General features: G+C 63.8%; 23 protein-coding genes and 1 pseudogene. 5 read left to right on the forward strand and 19 right to left on the reverse strand.

Annotated features, from left to right (window positions below; translation table 11 throughout):
• The first annotated feature begins 33 nt into the window (after positions 1-33).
• From LB554_RS20490 to LB554_RS20500, 3 genes are all read left to right on the forward strand, one after another.
• Positions 34-750: a LuxR family transcriptional regulator gene (locus LB554_RS20490; RefSeq protein WP_224586551.1), complete on the forward strand. Its 717-nt coding sequence runs from the start codon at positions 34-36 to the stop codon at positions 748-750.
• Between the two features lie 242 nt (positions 751-992).
• Positions 993-1,631, forward strand: a complete 639-nt coding sequence (locus LB554_RS20495; RefSeq protein ID WP_224586553.1) for an acyl-homoserine-lactone synthase — start codon at positions 993-995, stop codon at positions 1,629-1,631.
• Between the two features lie 22 nt (positions 1,632-1,653).
• Positions 1,654-2,607 (forward strand): LysR family transcriptional regulator, encoded by a 954-nt coding sequence (locus LB554_RS20500; RefSeq protein WP_224586555.1) that lies wholly within the window; start codon positions 1,654-1,656, stop codon positions 2,605-2,607.
• Here the strand turns inward: LB554_RS20500 and LB554_RS20505 are convergent.
• The 16 genes and pseudogenes from LB554_RS20505 to LB554_RS20575 form a co-directional block, all read right to left on the reverse strand.
• Positions 2,555-2,779: a DUF2274 domain-containing protein gene (locus LB554_RS20505; RefSeq protein WP_224586557.1), complete on the reverse strand. Its 225-nt coding sequence runs from the start codon at positions 2,777-2,779 to the stop codon at positions 2,555-2,557. The two genes, LB554_RS20500 and LB554_RS20505, sit on opposite strands and share 53 nt — an antisense overlap.
• A gap of 3 nt (positions 2,780-2,782) precedes the next feature.
• Positions 2,783-3,982, reverse strand: a complete 1,200-nt coding sequence (locus LB554_RS20510) for a TrbI/VirB10 family protein (RefSeq protein WP_224586559.1) — start codon at positions 3,980-3,982, stop codon at positions 2,783-2,785.
• Positions 3,979-4,158, reverse strand: a complete 180-nt coding sequence (locus LB554_RS29475; RefSeq protein WP_411962641.1) for a TrbG/VirB9 family P-type conjugative transfer protein — start codon at positions 4,156-4,158, stop codon at positions 3,979-3,981. Before LB554_RS29475 ends, LB554_RS20510 begins: the two co-directional genes overlap by 4 nt.
• A gap of 33 nt (positions 4,159-4,191) precedes the next feature.
• Positions 4,192-4,731: pseudogene (locus tag LB554_RS20515) on the reverse strand (replication initiator protein A); the annotation flags it as partial.
• A 19-nt stretch (positions 4,732-4,750) separates the two neighbouring features.
• Entirely contained in the window at positions 4,751-5,032 is a 282-nt protein-coding gene (locus LB554_RS20520) for a helix-turn-helix transcriptional regulator (RefSeq protein WP_224586562.1), read from the reverse strand.
• A gap of 138 nt (positions 5,033-5,170) precedes the next feature.
• A complete protein-coding gene (locus LB554_RS20525; RefSeq protein ID WP_224586564.1) occupies positions 5,171-5,680 on the reverse strand; it encodes a DUF2285 domain-containing protein in 510 nt (169 codons plus the stop codon).
• Complete coding sequence (locus tag LB554_RS20530) at positions 5,622-5,948, reverse strand: transcriptional regulator domain-containing protein (protein ID WP_224586566.1); 327 nt, start codon at positions 5,946-5,948, stop codon at positions 5,622-5,624. Before LB554_RS20530 ends, LB554_RS20525 begins: the two co-directional genes overlap by 59 nt.
• A 120-nt stretch (positions 5,949-6,068) precedes the next feature.
• Complete coding sequence (locus LB554_RS20535) at positions 6,069-6,332, reverse strand: DNA -binding domain-containing protein (protein WP_224586568.1); 264 nt, start codon at positions 6,330-6,332, stop codon at positions 6,069-6,071.
• Between the two features lie 131 nt (positions 6,333-6,463).
• Complete coding sequence (locus tag LB554_RS20540; protein WP_224586570.1) at positions 6,464-6,718, reverse strand: helix-turn-helix domain-containing protein; 255 nt, start codon at positions 6,716-6,718, stop codon at positions 6,464-6,466.
• 190 nt (positions 6,719-6,908) lie between these two features.
• Positions 6,909-7,232: a DUF736 domain-containing protein gene (locus tag LB554_RS20545; protein ID WP_224586572.1), complete on the reverse strand. Its 324-nt coding sequence runs from the start codon at positions 7,230-7,232 to the stop codon at positions 6,909-6,911.
• 585 nt (positions 7,233-7,817) lie between these two features.
• The gene (locus tag LB554_RS20550; protein WP_318013216.1) at positions 7,818-8,147 is read right to left on the reverse strand and encodes a hypothetical protein; all 330 of its coding nucleotides are present in this window, start codon (positions 8,145-8,147) and stop codon (positions 7,818-7,820) included.
• Between the two features lie 248 nt (positions 8,148-8,395).
• Entirely contained in the window at positions 8,396-8,563 is a 168-nt protein-coding gene (locus LB554_RS20555; protein WP_224586574.1) for a hypothetical protein, read from the reverse strand.
• 518 nt (positions 8,564-9,081) lie between these two features.
• Positions 9,082-10,014, reverse strand: a complete 933-nt coding sequence (locus LB554_RS20560) for a DUF2493 domain-containing protein (protein ID WP_224586576.1) — start codon at positions 10,012-10,014, stop codon at positions 9,082-9,084.
• 318 nt (positions 10,015-10,332) lie between these two features.
• Positions 10,333-11,370 (reverse strand): toprim domain-containing protein, encoded by a 1,038-nt coding sequence (locus LB554_RS20565; protein ID WP_224586578.1) that lies wholly within the window; start codon positions 11,368-11,370, stop codon positions 10,333-10,335.
• A 62-nt stretch (positions 11,371-11,432) separates the two neighbouring features.
• A complete protein-coding gene (locus LB554_RS20570; protein ID WP_224586580.1) occupies positions 11,433-13,526 on the reverse strand; it encodes a ParB/RepB/Spo0J family partition protein in 2,094 nt (697 codons plus the stop codon).
• A gap of 166 nt (positions 13,527-13,692) precedes the next feature.
• Entirely contained in the window at positions 13,693-14,892 is a 1,200-nt protein-coding gene (locus tag LB554_RS20575; RefSeq protein ID WP_224586708.1) for a DUF932 domain-containing protein, read from the reverse strand.
• Positions 14,893-15,147: 255 nt separating this feature from the next.
• Between LB554_RS20575 and LB554_RS20580 the strand changes: the two genes are divergently transcribed.
• Together LB554_RS20580 and LB554_RS20585 are read left to right on the forward strand one after the other, a co-directional pair.
• Positions 15,148-15,741: an SOS response-associated peptidase gene (locus tag LB554_RS20580; protein ID WP_224586582.1), complete on the forward strand. Its 594-nt coding sequence runs from the start codon at positions 15,148-15,150 to the stop codon at positions 15,739-15,741.
• Positions 15,742-15,992: 251 nt separating this feature from the next.
• Entirely contained in the window at positions 15,993-17,207 is a 1,215-nt protein-coding gene (locus tag LB554_RS20585; RefSeq protein ID WP_224586584.1) for a hypothetical protein, read from the forward strand.
• 183 nt (positions 17,208-17,390) lie between these two features.
• Here LB554_RS20585 and LB554_RS20590 read toward each other — a convergent pair whose 3' ends face one another.
• The 3 genes from LB554_RS20590 to LB554_RS20600 are packed head-to-tail and all read right to left on the reverse strand — an operon-like array spanning position 17,391 to position 22,850.
• Positions 17,391-20,657: an error-prone DNA polymerase gene (locus tag LB554_RS20590; protein WP_224586586.1), complete on the reverse strand. Its 3,267-nt coding sequence runs from the start codon at positions 20,655-20,657 to the stop codon at positions 17,391-17,393.
• Entirely contained in the window at positions 20,654-22,174 is a 1,521-nt protein-coding gene (locus LB554_RS20595; RefSeq protein ID WP_224586588.1) for a Y-family DNA polymerase, read from the reverse strand. Before LB554_RS20595 ends, LB554_RS20590 begins: the two co-directional genes overlap by 4 nt.
• Positions 22,089-22,850: an ImuA family protein gene (locus tag LB554_RS20600; protein ID WP_224586590.1), complete on the reverse strand. Its 762-nt coding sequence runs from the start codon at positions 22,848-22,850 to the stop codon at positions 22,089-22,091. Before LB554_RS20600 ends, LB554_RS20595 begins: the two co-directional genes overlap by 86 nt.
• Between the last annotated feature and the right edge of the window lie 86 nt (positions 22,851-22,936).

A 22,936-nucleotide genomic window follows, 5' to 3' on the forward strand; every position in this document is an offset into this window, starting at 1 on the left:
CGAAGATGATCCAAGAATTTCGGGATAGCGTTAATGGCGCTCCACGATTTTGTCTTCAGGGATTTTGTTGACGCACTTGAAACCGCCCACGACGATGTTGGTTTCAGAGGTGCCGCAGATCGTTTTGCGAAGCGGCTTGGTTACCGATGGTTTGCCTATCTCGGGTTTTCGGAACCAGCGCTCAAGGTGCTTTCTTCCTATCCAACCTCCTGGGCACAGCAGTATATGGAGCAAAGGTATGAGGACATCGACCCGGTCATCGGCTTGGCTCGATCGTCGCGGCGATTGTTTCAGTGGAGTCGCCGAACCCTGCGCTTGCCATCAGCGTCTCAGCAGCGCTTTTTTGCGGAGGCCGCCAAATTCGGAATTCAGAGTGGCGCGACCGTTCCAATACCCGGAGGCTTCGGCCGCTTCGCCGCCTTTACAGTCGCGGGCAATGGGGAAGAAAGTCTGGAAGACCATCCAGCGGAAGTGATGGATACGTTGCAACTTGCCGGGCTCTACTATCATGCTCACGTGTACGCGAAACTCCAATTGGGCCTGGCCCGCGTTGCCGACGCACCTCTGACCCAAAGAGAGCGGCAGTGCCTTTCCTGGGCGGCGTCCGGCAAGAAGATGCCTGAAACCGCGAAAGTTCTCGGGATCACCACGCGAACAGTGGTTTTCCATCTCGAAAATGCCCGATCGAAGCTGGGCGCGTCTACGGTGGCGCAGGCCGTGGTCGAGGCTGCGCAACGCGGCCTCATCTAGTCCTGACAAAGCTCTCGACTCTGCTTCCCATCAGGCCGCCGCGGGCGTCGTGAAGCCCCAATCTGCTCGGTCTGATCGACATCAACCTATCGATGCAGCGCTCACTACAACTGTAGTGGTGGCCACCGTTCGCCAATTCTACGCTAGAGCCTCGTTCGCGCTCCCGACCTGTAAAACTCTACAGCTACGCGACTGGTCCCATCATGCTCTTTGTTTGCGGCAACCAAATAGGAGCCAATGATATGCGCGTAATTTCAGTTGATCACTTGGACTACTCTGAATTCCCTGATCTGATCGAGGGAATGCACCGATTGCGATATCGCGTATTTCGCGATCGTCTGAATTGGGATGTTTCTGTTTCGGACGATATGGAGATCGACGCTTACGACGCGCTCAAGCCGACCTACATCCTCGCTATCGACGACGGCCGCTCGGTGGTCGGCTGTGCGAGGCTGCTGCCTACAATAGGGCCAACCATGCTAGCGAACACCTTCCCTGCGCTACTTGGACCGCATCCAGCTCCGCGAAGCGAGAAGATATTCGAAAGTTCGCGGTTCTGCGTGGATACCAGCTTGGCTGACGGTGTGGCTGCGACCGGACTTCGTGACGCGACGTTTAGTCTTCTCGCGGGGATCCTCGAATGGGGCCTATCGAAGAGTCAGGAGGCAGTAGTCACCGTAACGGATGTTCGCTTTGAGCGCATTTTGCGACGGGCTGGATGGCCATTGGAGCGGTTTGCTCCGCCCATGCAGATTGACGACACAAAGGCGTTGGCAGGACACCTGCCGGTCTCTGAAACCGCGCTCATGAACGTCCGCCAGATGGGTCAGCTCCATGGGGCGGTGCTCGCAGCTCGCGTCACCCGACCGTTGGCAGCGTGATCATGGCTGCTGCAACTCGATAATGGCCATCGAACTGCGCCATCTTCGTTACGCTGTCGCCGCCGAGCACTACGGCAGCTTCCGTCGCGCGGCGGAAGCGCTTGGCGTCAAGCAGTCGTCGCTCAGCCGCCGCATCCAGCAAATGGAAGATCGCCTGGGTGTCGCCATATTTGAGCGCTCGAACAGCGGCGTGCGGTTGACAGCCGCAGGCACCGATATCCTGCGCACCTCCCGGCATCTGGTCGATGGGTTGGACGACATGATGACGTCGGCCAAGGCCGTAGGCCGAGGGGAGGCTGGCCGGCTGGCAATCGGCTTCTATACGTCGCTATCTGCGGGGAACCTGCGGGCCAGTTTAATGGAATACGCGCGGCGATTTGCGCAGGTACAAATCCGCACGGTCGAGGGAGCGCGAGCGAGTCTTTTCGCAGGTCTGCAGCATGGCGCGCTAGACGTTGCGATCGTCACCGGCGAGCCCACCGGTCGTGACGGGGGCGCAATGGCCTTGTGGGGCGAACGCATCATGGTCGCGCTTCCGGAGAACCATCCGCTGGCAGCGAGCGAGATCGTCTATTGGACCGACCTCAGGAGCGAGACTGTGCTGCTGAGCCATCGCGACCCCGGACCCGAGCTCCGGGACATCTTGGTGGCGAAGCTAGCGTCGCCAGGTGTCCAGCCCAAAATTGTCGGGAAGGACGTCAGCCGCGAAAGCACAATGAGCCTGGTCGGCATGGGGTTTGGGGTTAGCCTGATCTGCGAGGCCGGGATCGGCGCAAATTATGCGGGGGTTGTCTATCGCGATGTGCAGGACGGCAACGGCTCGAGCCGGATCAGCTACGCCGCCTATTGGCAGAGGAACAACGACAACCCCGCGCTGGCGCATTTTCTCAAGCTTTTGGAGGAGCGCTATCCCTCGCTGTCGACTAGGGTTGCCGAGTCCGCCGCGCCTTCGCGAACGCTCGATCACTCGCCATGAAGCGCTCGATCATCGGTACGATCAGCCTCGCCGGCTCGCCAACGGGCTGGCCCGTCTCACGGCCAAGAGCCTCGGCATAGGCGATGAGGTCGCGATGCAGAGTGGCCGATAGCTCAATCGAGATCTTGACCGGCTTGTCGTCGGCAATGATTCCAAGTTTCAGCCTCGTCATGGATCATCCTTCATAGGGTTCGAGCACGAGATCGTGGGTGACGATCACCCGAACGGGGAAGCCCGGCCGAATGGTGAGCGTCGGGGCGATATCGAGCTGGCGGCCAACGATCTGCTGCCCGATTTGGCTAATGCTGTTGGACGCGCCCTGGCGCAACGCGCGGGCGATATCACTTTCACCGCTCGACGATCCGCTCTCCGCACCGATGCTGAGCAGCGTGGATAGCGCGGCGGCCTTGAAGAGTTCGCGCCAGTGATAGTCGACACCGTCCTCGAGGCCGGCATAGCCTTCAGAGTCAGCGCCCGGCTGCCGTTCCAGCACGATGGACCTGCCGTTCGGCATGATGATGCGGTTCCAGACCAGCAGCACGCGGCGCTGACCAAAGCCAACGCCGTTGTCGTACTGACCAATCAGCCGCGCGCCCTGCGGGACGACGAGTATCTGCCCGGTTGGGCTGTCATAGACATTCTCTGTCACCTGCGCGGCAATCTGGCCGGGCAAGTCGGAGCGGATGCCGGTGATGAGGGCGGCCGAGATGATTGAACCTGCCTGCAGGATACTGGGCGCGGCCGGTGCTGCAACGCGATCGGGGCTGACGGTGCGACGGTCGACGGCGGCGTCGAGGAAAGCGGCTTGTCGTTCCTGCGCGGTGGGGGTCGCAGGCTGTGGCGCGAGGCCAAGGCCCGCGATCGTCGGCGACTCGGCTGGCGTTTGGCTCGGCGCGGGTGGCGCAGTGGCTGCTGCTGACCGCGCTTCGGTGCCGGCAAACAGGCGGCTGGTGCGCGCGGCTTCGATCTCCTGGAGCCGCCGTTGTTCCTCGGCGCTGACACCTGCGACGGGCTGCCCACGGTTCTGGGCGCTGAGTATGGGACGCCCCAGATCACCTGGAAGCGGGGGTCCTAGTTGTGGAACGTCGAGCTTTGCCACTCCGGAATAGTCGCGCGGGAGTCCGGCAAGTCCGTCCGCCGTGGTGCGGTTGTCGGTCGAATACAGTTCCTCGTTGCCGGGACCACCATGACGTGTTTGCAGCGCGTAGATCAGCGCGCCACCAACGCCGAGGCTGGCGACCAGGCCGAGCCCGGCCAGCACACGCCGGGACAGACGGGTGACGCGAGGCGGCTCGCCACGCAGACGCATGGGCTCGGGACCAGGCCCTCCGCCTGCCGCCGGCGCCTGTTCTTCCTCTTCTCGGTCATCGCTCATGACGCGGGCCTTCCGTCGGTGCGGATGATCCGGACGCGCTGTTGCTTGCGGCCACTGCCGTAGCGCAGCTCGGCCGCAGCGAACATCCGATCCACGATCATGTGATTGCCTCGGACGCGGTAGTTGACGAGTTCGGAAGTATCGCCCCCGGCGCCGACGATGAACAAAGGCGGCATTTCGCCCTGGCCGATGCCACGCGGGAATTCGACGAGGACCGCCCGATAGAACCAGTCGGGAACGATCAGTTCGATACCCGCGGGACGCCCGCGCCGATCCGTGCGCTCGACCCACTCGTTGATCCAGGAGAAGCGATGTCGACGGCCCTCTGCGGGCTGGCGAATCGTCGTCGCCACCGTTGTCGATTGCAGGCGATCGAGGGCCGCCTTGAGGCGCTGGTAATCGCGAGCGCCAACGCCGCGTCCGATGAAGGTGAGAATTTCGTAGGGCGTGGCCGCCATGAGGCGCGACGTGCGCAGTCCGGCGTCGCGCGCCTCGACGATCTGGCTTGCGGCCCAGATCAGGATATCGGCGTCCCAGATGGTCGCCATACCATGTTCGGGCACGGCTTCGACGCGAATGACAACGTCCCCGGCGGAGAAGTCGATGGGCTGTATGCGATGGGATTTGGAGAGGCTGAAAAACGGATAGGCCATGAGATCCTGCGTGTCGCGGGGTGCGAGATCGCTGCCGCGCGTACGGAACAGTTCGAGTTGTCCGCGTTCCGACAGGGGGCGACGGCGCACCGGCATTGAGGAAACGGCGCGACAGTCAGCGGGCGTGACGTCCGACTACGACGGGCGTCACGGCCTCGTGGCGTTTTGCGGGGAGGACGGCGCCGCGAGGATCGGAGGTTGAAGTAACGGCGCCCCGGTCCGCCCAGGCCTGCAAATCGTCGATCGAGTAGACGACGCGTCCGCCGAGCTTTCGATAGGATGGGCCGGTCCCGTAGGTCCGGTGTTTTTCCAGGGTGCGGCCGGATAGACCCAGGAATCGAGCGGCTTCGGGAGTGCGAAGAAAGCGCGGCGGCAAGCCGGTGAGGTTGGCGGACATGATCGGGCCTCCGTGGGTTCATTGAGGCCGCTGGCGATAAGCGGCGGACGAAGGCCACGGTGGCGGAGAGGAGCCGCGAGGGGGGATGGCGAAGAAGGGTGAACTAAATTCGCACCCCCAGTCGTGTTGCGAAGCGTGTCAGGACTTGCGGCGATGGCGCAGAAGCTTGCGATAGCCGCCGGCGATCATGGCGCGGCCGTCCTTGACGAGGTCGATGGTGCTGTCTCGAAGCGCCGAGGTCTTCCAGGAATCTGCTGCGACGCGAGGCGCGCCGTAGATGACCTTTGCGATCTCGCGATAGCTCGCGCCGTTCATGTTGCCATCGATGGCCTGCAGCATGTAACGCAGCCTTCGGCGTTGCTGTGCCGTCAGGCGGGTATCGGGGAAAACGCGACGGCTATGCAGTGCTCGCCAGAGCCGCGTGACGGCCTCGATGCGATCGAGGCCGTCAGCGTCAAGCGGAACAAGGGCCGCCAGCGGCTGATCGGGCCGCGCATCGCCAAGCACCAGAAGGCGGATGGCGGCGGCACCCTTGCCGTGCACGATGCTCAGCCCTTCCGGACCTAGGTGCGCGTTGCGGGGGTCGAGATCAGATGGCGCAAAGCCTTCCAAGCCCGGCCACGGCAATGGCGGGATCGCTGTGAGCATTACTGTGCCCGGATCGGCTCCCGGCGCCCAGAAGACTACCGTCTCGATGGCACTGAAAGTTGGGTCGACAGGGAAATCGCAGCCCCCAGCGCATTCGCAACATGTTCGTCAGGTGCTCACGGTCCGCGTCGGAGTGTTCGACTTCAGCGTGGTCGCGCTGATAGTCGGCGTTGCGGCGCAGCCATTCCCACGCGAGGTCGGCGGCGACTAGGTCGTCGAGATAGTCGTACGTCGACGAGGATCGCCACTGTGATGTGTCCGGCCGCATCAGTGTCCTCCAAGCGTGCATGTCTCTTACATGCTGGGAGCGACACGATTGCCGGATGGAAAGGCCTCGGGAAGCCCTCACGTGGACAACGCGCGATGCGGCCGCTGCATCGCGGTCGTGTTAGTGACGGCCCTCGCGAGCAAGCTTGCGGTAGCCGTGCTCTGTCATCCAGTGTGCTCGGGCAAGATGGGTGTCGTAGACGCGGCGGGCTCGTTCGGGGTCGAGGTCAGCATCTAAACCAAAGAGGATCGAGACTGCCTCGTGCCAGTCGGCACCGTCCGCCGCCGCGTCGAGCAGGCGGATATAGAGCGTCATGTGCTCGCGATCGTACCTGGTGAGCTCTTGGCTCTCTGGTGGTTGGTCCAGAAACGCTTTTTGTGTCACGCCGATCTCCCGCAGCCAGTCATCGCAGCGGCTGCATCATGGTCAGCAGTATAGGCTGGCACGCGAATGCGCGAGTGCACGATGGCATCAGGTGATGCGCGCTGCGCATCGCCGCGCCGGCCCGTGAGAGGCTAGGACGAACCGGGAGAACCGATCTTCGCACGAACAAGCATCACTCCTTCCCCTTGGTCGGAGGACAGAAAGACGATACCGCTGCTCTCAAGAGTCCGGCGCACCTGATCGCGTGTCGTCTCGTACACCTTGAAGTCGTTCTCGGACTCAAGGCGCTTCAACGCGGTCAGCGATACCAGGGCCTTCTCAGCGAGCGTCTCCTGCGTCCAACCAAGCAACGCGCGCGCGGCCCGCGTCTGTCGGGCGGTGATCATGCATGACCACGTCCTACAGACATAACTGCGCACGCCAGAACTACGGCTAAAATAGTCGTTCTTCTGTAATATGGCGAGAGAAAAGTGCCGCCCGGATCAGGCTTTGAGGAATTAAGCCCGAACTGATTCGGTCGCCCGAAAAGGGCTTGGCCCCGCCCGGTGTGTCCGGGCGGGGCGTTGTTCAGGCAGCTCACTCGCCGTTACGGCGGCTTGGGCGGGACCAGATGAGGCTGAAGCCTTCGCCTTCCTCGTCGTCGAAGAGGTTGGCGTAGATCGGGGCGTTGAAACTCGGGTCATCGAGCTTGAGGCCAAGGTAGTCACGGCCGTCGTTGGAGGTTTTGGACCAGGCGGCGCCGATCTCGGCTCGGCCGACAAAGACGCGGTGGCTTGGGGCGTTCTCGCCGACCTGGCGGCTCTCGGGGACGATGCGGACGTTCTTGGTCTGAAGGCTCAGGGTGACGATTTCGCCGGTGAATTCGTTGCCTGACTTTTTGAAGGTGCCGATGGTCGCCATGGTAGTTCTCCTTGATCTCTGCTTCGAGCCCGCACCATTGCGGCCTCGATGGCGATCGGCAGGCCGGAGGCGATCGACGCGGCATCGTTTGCGACCGCAGCGTCAGCGGAGGATGGCAGCAAGGCGACTTTGTTGTTTCGCGAGGAATGACGGCGCAGCCGGCAGGGGAAGAAAGTTGATCTGCGCCATTGCCGGATAGGCGGTCGAGGCATAGCCGACCTTCGGTCAGATCAGGCCATTGATGAGGCCGTTTTGGAGCGGTCGACCTGCAAGAGGACCTCAAGCGAGATCAAGGCGACCAACGTTCACTTCGAATAGCCGGCGTTGCTCTACGGCGCTCAGCCCGCCCTTCGACCATATCCGCGATGTCACCGGAGCCTCCCAGGGAGGAGACCACCGTTGCATCTGTGATCGACCGCCGCTCAGGGCCGTCATAGCGGTCAATACCTGACGGGGTACTGCTCGGATCTGAGCCGTGCGGGAGGGAACCCCTTGGACTTGAACGGTCTGTCCGTGACCCTGACGCTGCGAGGAGTGGCTTGGTAGTGATCCTCGCTGTCCTGGCTCTCAAGCTCCGGATGGCGCCTAGCCGCGAGCGACGCCTTCCATGGCTGGCCCGGGCGGTGCCATCGCCAGCAACCGAACCCAAGCGACAACGCCGACGGCGATCGCGCCGACGATCGAAAAAGCGATTTGCCATCCCAGGGACGGCATGGCGAGCTTCGCAAGACCATGTGTCGCGTGATAGCCGGCGACCGATGCTGGTGCGGCAAAGAGGAGCGTGACCGCAAGACGAGCCCAGACCGGGCGAACGAATGTGAAGGTGAATTGGCCGACCGCGAGCGTCGCACCGGCGGCGGCGATGCCGACGATGAACGCGCCGATCGGACCGGCTCCGGTGCCGTAGGCCCACACGCCCGTAGTCACGCCTATGAAGAACGGAAGCGCGTAGACAGCGAGCGTGAACAGCAGCCTGCAAAGGAACCCGATGCCGGCGATGCAAATGAGGATGCCGAGGATGATCGTGGTGGTGGTCTCCGTGAGAAAAGGTCTAACGGTTGCGCCTCCACCACCACCACGGCGCAGTCTGAACTATAGCCGAAGATGAGCGGCCGCGGGAGCGGAATCCGACAGGACTTCCGTTCCCGCGGCGAGGTGCCCGGTCACGAGGCGAAAGGATCGATCTCATGGACTATGGCGGCCGTATCGCCATCGTATTCACTCGCGGGCATGACGCTGAGGCTGCCGTCGCCGGCCTGAAAGATGACGATGGTGACCATGAGGGTTACGGCGAGGCTGAAGGCGAAGGCGTGAGCGTCGTTGAGTGACATTATTCGGCTCCTGTCCTGGAAGGCGGGAGACCATCCCCCGCGCGACAAGCGCCCGATGTGTTCGACCCGTGACCGCAATCACCGCAGGGGCGAAGCCTCAAGGCCGCACGCTTGCGTAGCGGACCCTTTACGGGTTGATGGCGTCAGGTCATGGGCCGGACCAAAGGATCAGCGCTCTTAGAGCGGGGAGGTGTTCGCTTGCCCAGGAGACGGTGTCAGGAGCCTTGGAGGCCCACTGCCTTGTGCAATCGGCGCGGGATGGTGAGTCAGATCATTCTGAAGGATGTGTCATGGCAGAATTCAAGAATCGCGATCGGCACCTGGTGAAGCGCCAAGCGGGGCGATTTCTGTCCGCGACGGATCAGAGCGACATTAGGGGCTGCTGGACCAGTTGATTGATGGCGATGTGGAACTGGAGCACATCCACGGGCTGCCCGCATCGCGGTGACGGGCAAACCAGTTTGAAAGCCGGTTTTCAGTGGAATTGGCGAAACCGCTTAACGGAAGTACGGCGGCGCTTACGCGCCGTCCTTCTTGCGGAAGTCGTAAGACTTGATGCCGAGCTTCTTCGCTTTGTCGGCGAGATTGTCCTGGATGCCGGTGCCCGGGAAGACGATGACGCCGATCGGCAGGATGTTCAGTATCGTATCGTTGCGTTTAAACGGCGCGGCCCGGCCGTGTTTGTCCCAGTCCGGGGCGAAGCCGATCTGGGGAACCTTGCGGGTGTCGGCCCATTTCGCGGCGATCAATTCGGCGCCTCGGGGTGATTTCCCGTGGATCAGCACCATATCGGAGTGCTTGGTGTGGACCTTGTCGAGCACGTCCCAGATGAGCTGGTGATCGTTGAAGTCGAGCCCGCCGGTCAGGGCGATCTTCGGGCCTGTGGGTAGCATCACCTCGGCGTCGGCCTTCCGCCGGGCGGCGAGGAAGTCGCGGCTGTCGATCATCGCCGAGGTGAGATCCCGGTGGTTGACCATCGATCCGGTGCGCGGTCGCCAAGCCGATCCGGTGTGCTGCTCGTAGTGGTCGCCAGCCTGGTCGCGCATCAGTTCGAAGGCGTCACGCCGTTCGATGATCGTCCGGCCCTGGGCGGTGAGGTTCTCGAGTTCGACCGCCTTGATCTCGGTGCCGTCCTGTTCCCGCTGCATGCGACGCTGCGCCTGCTCGTTGTCGTCCAGTTGGCGCTCGATCCGCAGCACGGCACGGTGGAAGACGTTGGTGACGGACCAAAGCAGGTCGTCGAGATCCGGTTCGAGGCGCGTATCCGCCAAGGTGGCGATGAGGGCATCGAAGATCTCCACCATGGCTCTGGCGACATGATCGCCGTCGGGAAGTGGTCGCGGATCCGGCTCGTCGGCGTAAGGACGCCAGCCATAGAGCTGGAGTTCGGTGAGGACGTGATCGGTTGGAGAGGCGGCGTGGTGTGGCTCGGTGTCGTCGTACTCGCTCACGGTATGCTCCCGTCGATTGGACCGCGACCCTCGCGGCCTTCATGGCGACGAAAGCTCACAGGCGGGATGGCCTCGCACCCGGAGCGACGCGGAGGGCCGGAGCGACAGCGGAGGATGGCAGAGACCGACTATTTTGGCTCGCGATGGAAAGGCGGCGCAGCCGCCGCCGGAAAATAGTCGGCCGACGCCATTGTTGGGCCGACCCGCTTGTGGGCCCGATCGCCCTCTCGAAGGCTGGGTCTGGCTCTCTCCGGCGGAGACTTCTGGGGCGCGTGACGCCGGCCTCGTGAACCGCACGGCGCCGCGCTCCATACCGGTTCAGGTCACACGTTCGAGGAAACGATGGCGATCCCGGTGAACCAGTTGGCCCGCGATCGATTTGCGGAGTGCGGCGAGGCCCAAGTAGCGTAGATCCTCGTTGAAGTCCTCCATCCTCGGCGAGAGGACGATCGCCTCGATCCCGGCACCGGTCGCCCGCTCGATCAGATTATCGCGGGCACCGTCACCGGCCGGATCGTTGTCGCGGATGATGTAGAGTCGGTTCAGCGTTGGCGGGAACAGGATGGCAGCGAGATGAGCCGCTGAGAGAGCTGCCGCCATCGGCATGTCGGGCAGGGCGCATCTGAGCGAAAGCGTCGTCTCGATGCCCTCGCCCGCAGCCATGACACTGCCGGGCACACCGAAACGAACGGCGTTGCCGAGGAGGTCACCCATGGCGCGGCGTGGTGTGTCGACGGGTGCCTTGCCGGTGCCGTCCGGTGCGATCCAGGTGCGGTGGGCGCCAGTCAAACGGCCTTCGACGTCGGTAACGGAAGCAATCATGGCCGCCCATGTCTCGGTCGGCCCATGATCGTCCGGTCGATAGTAGCAGCGGGGATGGAAGCGCAAGGCTCCGGTTCCGTGCAAGGTCGTAATGCCGCGTCCACGGAGATACGTTTCCACGATGGTTCCTATGATCGGCTGGGACGCGCCTACAAGCCGACGGACTGCCTCTGAGGAGCCGGCTGGAGCCTGGACACTCTTCCGGACAGGAGATGCCTGACACGCGGGTTCATGGGAGAGGCCGAGAAAAGCCCGCGCTTCCTTTGCGACATCTGCGAAAGCTCTGAGGCCAAGCGCCTCGCGCACCACGTCGAGCAGATCGCCATGCTCGCCGGTAGCGGCGTCGGTCCAGCGTCCGGCCGAACCTCTTGCGGAGTCTGCAAGTCGGACGAACATGGAGCGACCAGGCGTGTTGCGCACATCGCCGACGGTCCAATAGTTCCCCTGGCGGCGACCATTGGAGAGATAATGCCGGCAGACCGCCTCGGCCCGGTCGGCGAGGCGGCGTGCTAGCGCATGCGGCGGTTCGCGCATGGTGACCTCCTTCAAAAAGAAAGGCCCGCCGTTGCCGGCGGGCCAGTCGTAGGGTCGAGAGACTATTCGGCAGCCATGATCGCTTCGACGCCGACCCCGTCATCATCGGCGATGCCGTTTTCGTCGGCCATGGCCGTTTCGTCCGCTACCTCCGCCGTTTCTACGACGGCCAGTTCCACCGGTGATATGTCGGCGACTGTCTGCCGGCCCGGTGTACGGAGCGGCTCGGGCAACCAGCCAGTGCCGTTGAGCAGCGTCGTCGCTTCCGTCGCCATGTCGCCCTTCTTGAGATGGGCGATCCGGTCGGCAGCGCGCTGGCCCTTCGCCTCGGCAACGGCCTGTAGGATCCGCGCCTTGGTGACGCGACCGAGGAAGGTGTCGACGTTCGGCTTCCAGCGCGCCGACATGTCGAGGTCGACGGCGTCCGCCACCTGGTCGGCATGGGCGAGTGCACGGGGCCGTCGGTTCCAGGCTTCGTAGACCGCGTTGACCGAGAGGCTGACGACATGGGCGAACAAGGCGGCGCGGCTATCGCTGTCCCAGTCACGAAGCGTGTCCCAAAGGTCGGCCGAGTCCTTCGGCAGAGCCTTGGTCCAGCTCTCATGCCGCGCACGGATCGCCTCGGCCGAGACGCTGTCATTCAGCCCTGGCGCCTGGGCGCCGAAGCTGACGGTCTTGAGGTCCAGCTCGAGACAGCTATCCGAGCCATACTGGTAGAAGACCTTGAGTGTCAGGGCATGCAGCGCCGCACGGAAGGCCACACCAGGATGGTCGCCGAGGGCGTCGCGAAGGCCGAGAGTCCGGTGCGCCGTCAATTCGGTCATCAGACGGTCCGAGATCGGCGAAAGACCCTCGTCTTCCTCTGGCTCGGCCATGGCGTCACTGTTGGCATTGTGGTCGCCATCGGCATCGTCGCCGACTGTCGCTCCCTTACCCGTTGCGCCATCGGGGGCGTTCTCGGGTTCGGCTGGTGTATCATCCTCGGGCCGGACATAACCGCGATCGACGCGCAGACGGCCATCGCCAGCGATGCTGATGAAGGCACCGGCGCGCGCGATCTCTTCGGCATCGAAGGATAGCGGCCGTTCGTCGAATGCGTCGAGCGCGGTCTCGAGCTCGCCCAGCCGCTCGTCGACCTGGTCGGGCAGTTCGTCCGCGCCTTCATGCTCCGAAACAAGGCGATCGAACTCGGCCTTGAACGCGTCGCGCGTGGCTTCTTCCTCGGCCGTTAGCGGCACGGGTTCACCATGGAGCCGCCGCAGCCCATAGGTGTGGCCATAGGCGAAATCAGGCGCGACCTCGGTCCACTTCCAGCCCTCGGCGGCAACCGCCTCGGATTCGCCGCTGAGCTTGCCGTTCACCATCTTGTCGATCAGGGCGACATCCTGCAGCCAGCCACCATCATCGCCCTCGAAGAGATCGCGCAGCACCGAGCCGCCCGCTTCGACATACGCCTCGATGCCGATGAACTGCGCCCGCTTGTCAGTGGCACGGACGGCGCCCTCGGTCAGCATGCGCCGGATGGCGTACGCCGACTTGTCATAGGAGGTTTTCAGCCGTTCGAAGACCTGTTCCTGGCGTGCATGGTCGCCCGACACGGTGAACGCTTCGAGCTGGGCGAGCGTCATGCCATCTTCGGCATAGACATCGAGCAGCACCGGAGAGACCGATGCGAGCTTCAGGCGCTGCTTGACCACGTTGACCGAGACGAAGAACGCCGCGGCGACCTCGTCTTCGGACTGGCCCTTTTCGCGCAGGGTGAGAAACGCGCGGAACTGGTCGAGCGGATGAAGCGGCGCGCGTTGGACGTTCTCGGCCAGCGAGTCCTCCTCGGCGATGCCGCCCTCGCGGACCACACAGGGAACTGGGGCGGTCCTGGCCAGCCGCTTCTGCTTGACGAGCAGCTCCAGCGCCTGGAAACGCCTGCCGCCGGCCGGCACCTCGAACATGCCGGTCTCCGTGCCGTTTTCATCAACGACAGGGCGGACGGTGAGGCCCTGAAGGATGCCGCGCCGGGCGATGTCCTCCGCCAGTTCCTCGACCGAAACGCCGGACTTGATCCGCCGGACGTTCGACTGGCTCAGCACGAGTTGGTTGAAGGGAATGTCGCGCGAGGGCGACAGGGTGATGGTGGGCTTCTTCTTGGCAGCAGCCATGGGGATTTACTCCGCGACGGGCGGCCGGGAGCCTCTCTCTCGACCTCCAACCCGTCACGAAGATCGGCGCCGCCCTCTCACTCTGAGGGACGACGCCGCCCATCCGGCCTTCCGGAAAAGCACGCAGCCGGAGACACGGAAATCCGTATCGCCGGCTTCGCTGAAATCAGGCGGCCCGGTCGAGCAGCTTCTTGGCCTTGCCCTCAAGCTCGAGCCGGGCGTCCTGCTGCGGCTTGTCCCGCGCGACGGCGGTGATGCCCTGCACGAAGTCGAAGACGCTCGCGGGCTTGCGACCTTCTTCGGCGAGCACCGTCTCGATGATCTTCGCTGTGTCCGCCTTGGAGAACCCGCGCTTGCGGAGGAACTCCATGCGATCCTCGTCGCTGCGAGCGACGATCTTCTCCCGCGCTGCGCGGATGCCGTTGACGAAGGGCATGGGCGAGGAGTTGGCGAAGCGGGTTAGCGCCGGCGCCGCCTGGTGCGCGAAGCGTGAGGCAGCATATTTGGAGTGGCGGATGGTGATCTCCTCGAAGTCCTCGACGCCCCAAAGGTTGCGATTCTGGCACACGGCGCGGAGATAGAAGCTGGCGATGCCGAGTGTCTTCGCACCGACCTCTGAGTTCCAGCAGTAAAAGCCCCGGAAATAGAGGTCGGGCGAGCCATCCGGCAGCCTGCCTGCTTCGATTGGGTTGAGATCGTCGACCAGGAACAGGAACACGTCGCGATCAGAAGCATAGAGCGTGGTGGTGTCGGAGGTGATGTCGACACGGGGATTGTAGATGCCGGTGGACCAGTCGAGCACGCCGGGGATCTTCCAGCGCGTGTCGCCAGTGCCATTGCCGGCGATCTTCTGCACGGCCGCAACAAGTTCGTGATCATAGATGCGACCATAGTCCGGGCCAGTTACGGCGCGGAGTTCGACGCGACCGTTCTCAACCACGAGCGTCTTGACCTGCTCGGCGCGATGCGCGGTCAGGCCGTATTGCAGGTTGATGCCGGCGAGCGGTGCCGGAAGCTGGCGCAGGTAGGTCGCCGGGGCGCCCACGATGCCGGCGAGTTGGCCAAAGCTCCAATGCGTGGGGGCAACCGGTCTATCCGCACCCGGAAGCACCAGGGCAAGCCGCTCGGCATCGTCGCGGCCGGCTTCGATCCGGATCGCGGCGCTTTCGACGGTACGGGTCTGGCTGCGCTCGGAGCGCCCCTGCACCGACGCCATCAACTCGGACAGCGAGAGGTAGCGTTCGTCAGCCGGACGGTTGAACCACTCCGAGGATACGCGGCCGATGCGTTCGCCGCGGCTCGCATCCACCTTGTAGCCGCCGCGTTCGCCGCCCGCACTGCTGTCTGCAATCACTGAATTATTCATGGGAGTTCTCCATGACGGGCGCCGGAAGCCTCTCTCCCAGCCCTTCACCGTCATGGCCCTCCAAACCGCCCTCTCACTCTCGCGGTGCGCAAGGCCGACACCGAAGGAGGGGCTATGCTGTCGGCGCCGTGCCGCGTCAGGGATGGAAGCCCGAAGGGTGAAGACCCGCGAGCGGGGCTTCAGCGCCAGCCGAGAGCCCGCCCGAAGAGACGCCCCACCTCGAATTCGTTCCTGTTTCGCGATAGAGTGCGCGGCATGTGCAACGCTTACGAACAGCATGTGAAGTGGGTCGAATACGTCCAGATGATGCAGGCGCTCGAGCTTGGCATCCCGACGCAACAGACAGAACTCGATCTGCCGGAAAGCGACGATATCCGGATCAACGACACGGCGCCGGTCATGCGCGCTGCCGGCAACGGCATTGAACTGGTGCCGATGAATTTCAGCTTCCCGCCATCCAATCCGAAGGGCGGCCCAGTCTTCAACTACCGCTCTGACGGCCGGCATTTCGACAAGAGCAACCGATGCCTCATCCCTGCATCGGCGTTCTTCGAGTTCACGGGCAAGAAATACCCGAAAGCAAAACATCGGTTCACGCTGAACGATGCGCCATTCATGGCGATCGCCGGCATATGGCGCGACGGCGCAGAGGGCTCCAGCCCGGCCTTCGCCATGCTGACCACCGAGCCTGGGCCCGATATTGTTGCTTATCATGACCGCCAAGTGGTGATCCTGCGTCCCACCGACTGGGCGCACTGGATCTACCTGACGAAGACAGAAGCGGAACTGCTGCGCCCCCTGCCGGAAGGCTCACTCACGGTTGAAACTGTTCGACAGGGATCGGACTAGGGCGGCGTAGGCGGGCCAAACGGCGGAATGGGGCTCACTCCACTGCCAGCTTCCAACGCCAAGGCCGCAGTTCAAGAAATGACTCCCGAACTCCCAAGAGCTGCCATTCGGCGTCACAAGGCAATGTCGGCCTGGCGCCAGTAGCGGTCATTGGCGGACGGGTGAGAGGGCTGAAAAAAGAAGCGTAAATCCACTATAACCTAGAGCGGCCTTCGCCACCGCACGTCACCAGCCGAAATGCGAGATCGTTCATGCCCAAGAAAATTAAGAACGACCCGGAAGCGGACGAGGTGATGACGAAGATCCGCAAGCGTCTCAACAAGACTCTGGCAGGCTTCTCACCTGATTTCCCCGCCGGCCTGGATAGTTGGGATATGGAGTCGTCACGGCCACCCGCAGAGCTTTTTCCGGTGCCCGAACTGGTGCTCTTCACTTTCCGCAACATACTGGGCTGGCGGTGGAGTGGGGCCGGAGAAAAGGTGCGTTGGACGGTCTATGGCAGCGTGCTGGGTGAACCAGTGGGGTTTGAGCTGAGGAAGTTCGGCTTCACCATCCTTCGCGCCAAGGACCACAAGGTCCCTTACGATCGCATCGTCGGGCAGGTGGGCGCGGCCATGCGGCAGATCGAAGAGCTTCTGGCGCCGTTCGCGGCCGAACAAGCTCGCTTGGGCAACGTCCTGATCGTCAACCGCTTCGGTGAGTTCGAAAGCCGTTACCGCTACTTTCGCGGCAAGGCCAGGAAGGCCTTCGCCAAGGCCGACAAGCCGGCCCAGCTTCCCAAACTTCCAAAAGCAAGAAAGGAGAAAGAGAGCGAGGCAGGCTTGCCGGTGGGGATGATCGCGGCTGTGCTCAACCAACTGCATGCAGCACAGACCGAGGGGTACTTCCTCACCACCGCGATGATCGAGGCCTTCTTCAGCGCGATGGAGCACAGACTAATTCTTCTCCGGGCCTTCAGCGGCCAGCCGCTCGAGTCAGGAGGCCTTGAGGTGTTCCTGGAAAAATCATGGGACGAAAAGCTCAAGGCGGTTTTCCCACTCGACAACAATCATCAGGCTGGCGTCACATTAGGCAAGCTCCGGCGGATTAAGGAACGCCTGCGCAATCCTTTCAGCCATGGCGGCGTCGAAAACGACGGGGGATCGCTTTTCTTCCACCTTCCGGGCATCGGAGTCGTTCCAGCGAATTTTTCGGACTTTGCCGACAGTCCTCGCTTCTCATTCATTCCCATCAAGGTCGACAACTTTGAGGAATGCTGCTCGGTGTTCGATGCAGTCCACGACATGCTGTCGACGGGACCGCTAGTATTTCCGCACCGGTTCGTTGATGCGGGCGTCGATCCTTCATTTGATGCCAAGACACTCTCTGAGTATGCTGGCGCGATGGCCAAGGGAGCAGAAGCCGTCGCCCAGTGGATCGAGCTCTGGGGCCATAATTGGACCACCCACGCAAACATGGACTACTGACGGGAGCCCACAAGACTGCACGCCAAGCAGCGAAGTGCAGGTCCGCGCCGGAGCAAGAGCGGACGTGGTGATGACTAGCCGAAGGCCGACTTTCGCGAGTCAGATCCCGAAGGCTACCATTCAGCTTTCCACCCCATATCAGCCAGCGCTTTTACGTTTACGGCTGGCTGGACGATGAGAGCGCTAGCGAAAGTCTCGCGTCTTCACCTTGATCGGCTCAACCTGCAGCGTTGGATCGACGAGGTCCCGGGGCCGCAGACCCTTCGGCAAGCTTCGCGGATCGATCCCTGGTCCACCGTGATGGGCTTCGTCGCCTGGTCCATGCGGAAGCGGAAACGGTACATCGCGATTACCAACGCTGGCGAGCTCACCCGAAAGGTCGGTGAGGGAATTGGCGATGAGATGCACGACCTCTCCTTCACGCTGGATCTTGCCGCGCACGGCGAGCATCGACGACGAGAGCAGTACGCGGCGGAACTTTTCGAACACCTTGACCCAGACCACGACGTTGGCGGCGCCGGTCTCGTCTTCCATGGTCAGGAACATCACGCCCTTGGCCGAGCCGGGCCGCTGGCGGACAAGGACCAGACCCGCCGCCTCCAGCCAGCGGCCGTCACGCGCCTGCATGGCCTCGCGGCAGGTGACGATGCGACGCCGGGCGAGATCGGCACGAAGGAACGAGAGCGGATGATTGCGCAGGGTCAGGCCAACATGACCGTAGTCCTCGACGACTTCCCGGCCGGCCGTCATCGGCCGCAGCGCCAAAGCCGGTTCCTGGATTTCCGAGACGGTCTTCTGTTCGCGCGCCGAGGCGGCGGCAAAGAGCGGCAGGGGTTCGTCGCGCAGCCCCTTGAGCGCCCATAGCGCCTCGCGCCGGGCCAGGCCGGGATCGGGTCGGAAGGCGTCGGCTTCGGCGAGCTGGACGAGCGATGCCGCCGGCACGCCGGCACGATACCAAAGATCGTCGATGGAAGCGAAGGCCTCGTCGGCCCGGGCTGCGACGATCGCGGCCGCGTCGGCATTGGCAAGGCCCTTGACCAAGCGCAGGCCGAGGCGGACCGCGAAGCGGCCGTCCTCGCCGATCGGCTCCAGCGTGCAGTCCCAGCGGCTGGCATTGATGCAGACGGGCCGGATCTCGACACCATGGTCGCGGGCATCGCGCACGATCTGGGCCGGCAGGTAGAAGCCCATAGGCTGGGAGTTGAGAAGAGCCGCACAGAATACATCGGGATGGTGGCATTTCATCCAGCTCGAGGCATAGGCGATGAGGGCGAAGCTGGCCGCATGGCTTTCCGGGAAGCCATAAGAGCCAAAGCCTTCGAGCTGCTTGAAGGTGTTGGCCGCAAATTCCGGCGTGTAGCCATTCCTGATCATGCCGCCGATCAGCTTGTCGCCGAATTTGCTGACACCGCCGGTGTGCTTGAAGGTCGCCATGGCGCGGCGCAACTGGTCGGCCTCGCCGGCGGAAAAGACGGCGCAGACCATGGCGACTTGCATGGCCTGCTCCTGGAACAGGGGAACCCCCAAGGTCTTGCCGAGCACGCGTTCGAGCTCGGGGGTCGGGAATTCGACCGGCTCCTTGCCCGCCCGGCGGCGGAGATAGGGGTGGACCATGTCGCCCTGGATCGGGCCGGGCCGCACGATGGCGACCTCGACGACGAGATCGTAAAAGGTACGCGGCTTGATGCGGGGCAGCATCGACATCTGGGCGCGGCTCTCGATCTGGAAGACGCCGACCGTGTCCGCCTTGCGGATCATGGCGTAGGTCGCCGGGTCCTCGGCCGGAATGGTGGCGAGATCGAGGGTCATCCCCTTGTGCTCCGCCAGGAGGTCGAAGCTGCGCTTCATGCAGGTGAGCATGCCGAGCGCCAGGACGTCGACCTTCATGAATTTGAGGATGTCGATATCGTCCTTGTCCCACTCGATCACCTGACGGTCGACCATGCGAGCCGGCTCGATCGGCGCCAGATCGTCGAGCCGGTCATTGGTCAGGACGAAGCCGCCAGGATGCTGCGACAGGTGCCGGGGCGTGCCCTCGAGTTGCTGGGCGAGTTCGAGCGTCAGCCGCAGCCGGCGATCGTTGAGGTTGAAATTGAGCTCGCGGGCGCGCTTCTCGTCGATACCCTCGCCATGGCCCCAGACCTGGGACGAGAGCATCTTGGTGACGTCCTCGGGCAGGCCGAGGGCCTTGCCAATGTCATGCACCGCTCCCTTGGTGTGATAGCGCACCACGGTTGAACAGAGGGCGCTGTGGTCGCGGCCATAGGTCTCGTAGACCCACTGCATGACGATCTCGCGCCGCTCATGCTCGAAGTCGACATCGATGTCCGGCGGCTCTTTGCGCTCCTGGGAGACGAACCGCTCGAACAGCAGGTTGTTGCGCTCGGGATCGATGCTGGTGATGCCCAGCACGTAGCAGACGGCGGAGTTGGCGGCCGAACCTCGGCCCTGACACAGGATGTCCTTGCTGCGCGCGAACTGCACGATGGCGTTCACGGTGAGGAAGTAGGGGGCGTATTGCAGGGTCTCGATCAGGCGCAGTTCGTGCTTGATCAGCGCCACCACCTTGTCGGGCACGCCCTCCGGATAGCGCCGTTCCGCGCCCTCCCAGGTGAGGTGTTCGAGAGCCTGCTGCGCTGTCAGCCCCGGCAGCATCTTCTCTTCGGGATACTGGTAGGCGAGCTCGTCGAGGGAGAAGCGGCATTGCCGCGCGATCTCGAGCGCGCGGGCGAGAGCCTCGGGATAGCGCGAAAACAGCCGGGCCATTTCCTCGGGCAGTTTGAGATAGCGGTCGGCATGGCGCTCACGCCGGAAGCCCAATTCGTCGATGGGAATGTTATGGCGAATGGCCGTCACCACGTCCTGCAGGATGCGCCGGCCGGGTTCGTGGAACAGAACATCGTTCGTCACCACGGTGGGCACGCGCATTTGCGTCGCGAGGTTGGACAGTTCGTGGAGCCGGACGTGGTCGTTGGGGCGCCGGCGCAGGGTCAGCGCCAGATAGGCGCGATCGCTGAAGGTTTCCCGCAGCCGACGCAGTTGCAGGGCACAGGTGTCATCGGCTCGGTCAGGGACAAGAACGGCGATCAGGCCCTCGGCGTAGTCGGCCAGGTCGCTCCATTCGAGATGGCATTGCGCCTTGCCGCCACGTTTCTTGCCCAGGGTCAGCAGCCGGCACAGTCGGGAATAGGCGGCGCGATCGGTGGGATAGACGAGCAGGGACATGCCGTCGACGAGATCGAGGCGACAGCCGACGATGAGCCTGACGCCGGTGTCCTTGGCGGCCTGATGGGCCCGGACGATTCCGGCCAGAGAGTTGCGGTCGACAACTGCCAGAGCCTCGATGCCGAGAGCGGCCGCCTGCGCGAACAGGTCGTCGCAGGAACTGGCGCCGCGGAGGAACGAGAAATGGCTGGTCACCTGCAATTCGGCATAGCGTGGGGTGGTCATGCGAAGACCCCATGCAGGAACCATTTGTGGGAACCGGTCCCGGGATCCTCGCCGTCGCCGGCGCGGTAGATCCAGAAGCGCTCGCCGGACTCGTCCTCCACCTGGAAATAGTCACGCACCGCGATCAGTTCGGCATCGCGCTGCCACCATTCGCCAAAAACGCGTTCCGGACCGTCTGCCCGCGCGACGCGATGCCGGATGCCGCGCCAACTGAACCAGACCGGCGGATGGTCGGGCAGCAGGGCCATCGTCTCAATGGGTTCGGGGTGGGTCAGCAGGCGCGGCGGGCGAGGCCAGTCACCGGGCCAACTCGTCCCGTCGTCCGGCGCATTCGGCGCGATGCGGCGGACTGAGCGTTCGGCAACGTCACTCTCGACCGGGGCAAAGCGGTAGAGCCGCTGCTCGCCAATACGGTTGGCAAGCACGTCGATGAGATCGGTGATGTCGGGCTCCGGCTCCTCGACTAGCGAGGAGATGATTTGCTTGCTGCCGAAGGGCTCGGCGAGCGTCGCGGCCAGGGTCATCACCTCGATGCCGAAACCGGGATCAACAGTTTCGATCCGGTCGGTCAGGAGACGGGTCAGCCGTTTGACATCGCGCACTGGCACTGCGGTGCCGACGCGAATGGCCTCGATGCGGTTGTCCACGCGATGAAACAGCAGGTCCAACCGGCTGGCGCCGAGCCCCTTGGCCTCAAGTGCCTCGCAGAGGGTTGTGACGAGCTTGCCAGTATAGCGGGCTATGGTCTCGGCGGCGCCGATCGGCTCGCCGAAGGCCCGGCGAACCTCGATGAGTTCGGGAGAGCGGGCTGGCTCGAAGGGTTCGCTGCGCCGCCCCATGGCCTGGTCCAGGCGACGGCCGAGTTCGGGCCCGAAGCGAAGGGTGAGAGAGGCGCGGGGCGCCGCCTCGACCTCGCCCACCCGTTCGAAACCGAGCGTAAGGAGGCCTTCGACGATATCGTTGGGAAGCCTCAGGGCGCCGATCGGAAGACCGCGCATAATCGCCGGGGCGTGCCCCACTGGCGCGACGAAGGTCGGCCGGGCGAGAAAGCGCGCGCAGGCATGAGCGGCCCCCCAGGTATCCGCGACGGCGGCACGTGACTCGATTCCGGATGCCGCCATGCGCCACACCAGCCCCTCAAGCATCGTTTCCTCGCCGCCATGCAGATGGTCGGCGCCTGTGGTGTCGATGATGAGACCATCGGGTGGATCGGCGGCGACGATCGGTGCATAGCGCAGCGACCAAATTGCCATTCTCTCGAGGGCCTCGGCATCGGCGGCTGCATCGAGGTCGAAGCTCTGCAGGTTGGGCACCAGCATTTGAGCCTTGCTCGCTGGTATGCCCACGCGCAGGCCGGCCGCGCGTGCCGCCGCATCGGCGGACAGCACGAGCCGCCGGTTTCCCTGCCGACCGAGCATGACGATCGGGGTTTCAGCCGATGGCGCGGACTGGCCCATTGCGCGCCTTAGGCGATCCGTCGGCCAGGTCGGAAAATAGAGCGAGACGACCCTTGTCATCGCAGGCTTCCACTTCAAAATCGGCGCTTTCTCCCGCCCGTACCCGGATCAATTCCAGCTGCCAGCGAGCGCGGCCGACGCCTGGAACCGGCAAGGGACGGGAGGGGAGTGCGGTGACCCGCCAGCGGGTAACCGCGGCGGTTGGTTGTCCAAAATCGGTCGCCTCGGTTTGTCGTCGCCAACGGCGGATGGCGATGCCGATGGCACCGGACGCTTCGGCGGCGAGCTGCAGGCGGCGGGAGGCGGTCATGGAGAGGCGCGCCAGTTCGGCAACAACGGCGCCTAGACCGCCATGGCGAAGCCCTTCTTCGAAGCAGGCGAGCACGGAAGCTTCGTCACCGGCCTCGACATAGACGACACGGCCGGGCAGCAGACCGGCCTGGGCGAGGGCAGGGGCGAAGAGATCCTGCCGGGTGACGCACCAGAGCACCTTCCCTTTGGTGCGGGAGGCAATACCGGCGGCAAATAGCGCCGCCGCGGCGCCATCGATCGCTCCGTTACGGCCGCCGGCGACCTCGTGCAGAGCCCCGAGCGCCAGCCCGCCTCCCGGCAAGACCTTGTCGATCGTGGGAACGCCGAAAGGAAGTGTCGCACGGTTGCGCGCCGGCCCGCCTTCGAGGCGCGCGATTCGCTCGCGAAGCGCGGCGATAGCAGGGCTGGCGGCCGGCTGACCCATGAACGAAACACTCTCAAACTGTCTTCCCAATGGATTTCGGGGCTGATATGTTCCTTATTTGTTCTCTTTGCTGTCCGAGAGTCAAT

The sequence above is a fragment of the Mesorhizobium sp. CO1-1-11 genome (genome assembly GCF_020164995.1).
Taxonomy (GTDB): Bacteria; Pseudomonadota; Alphaproteobacteria; order Rhizobiales; family Rhizobiaceae; genus Mesorhizobium; species Mesorhizobium australicum.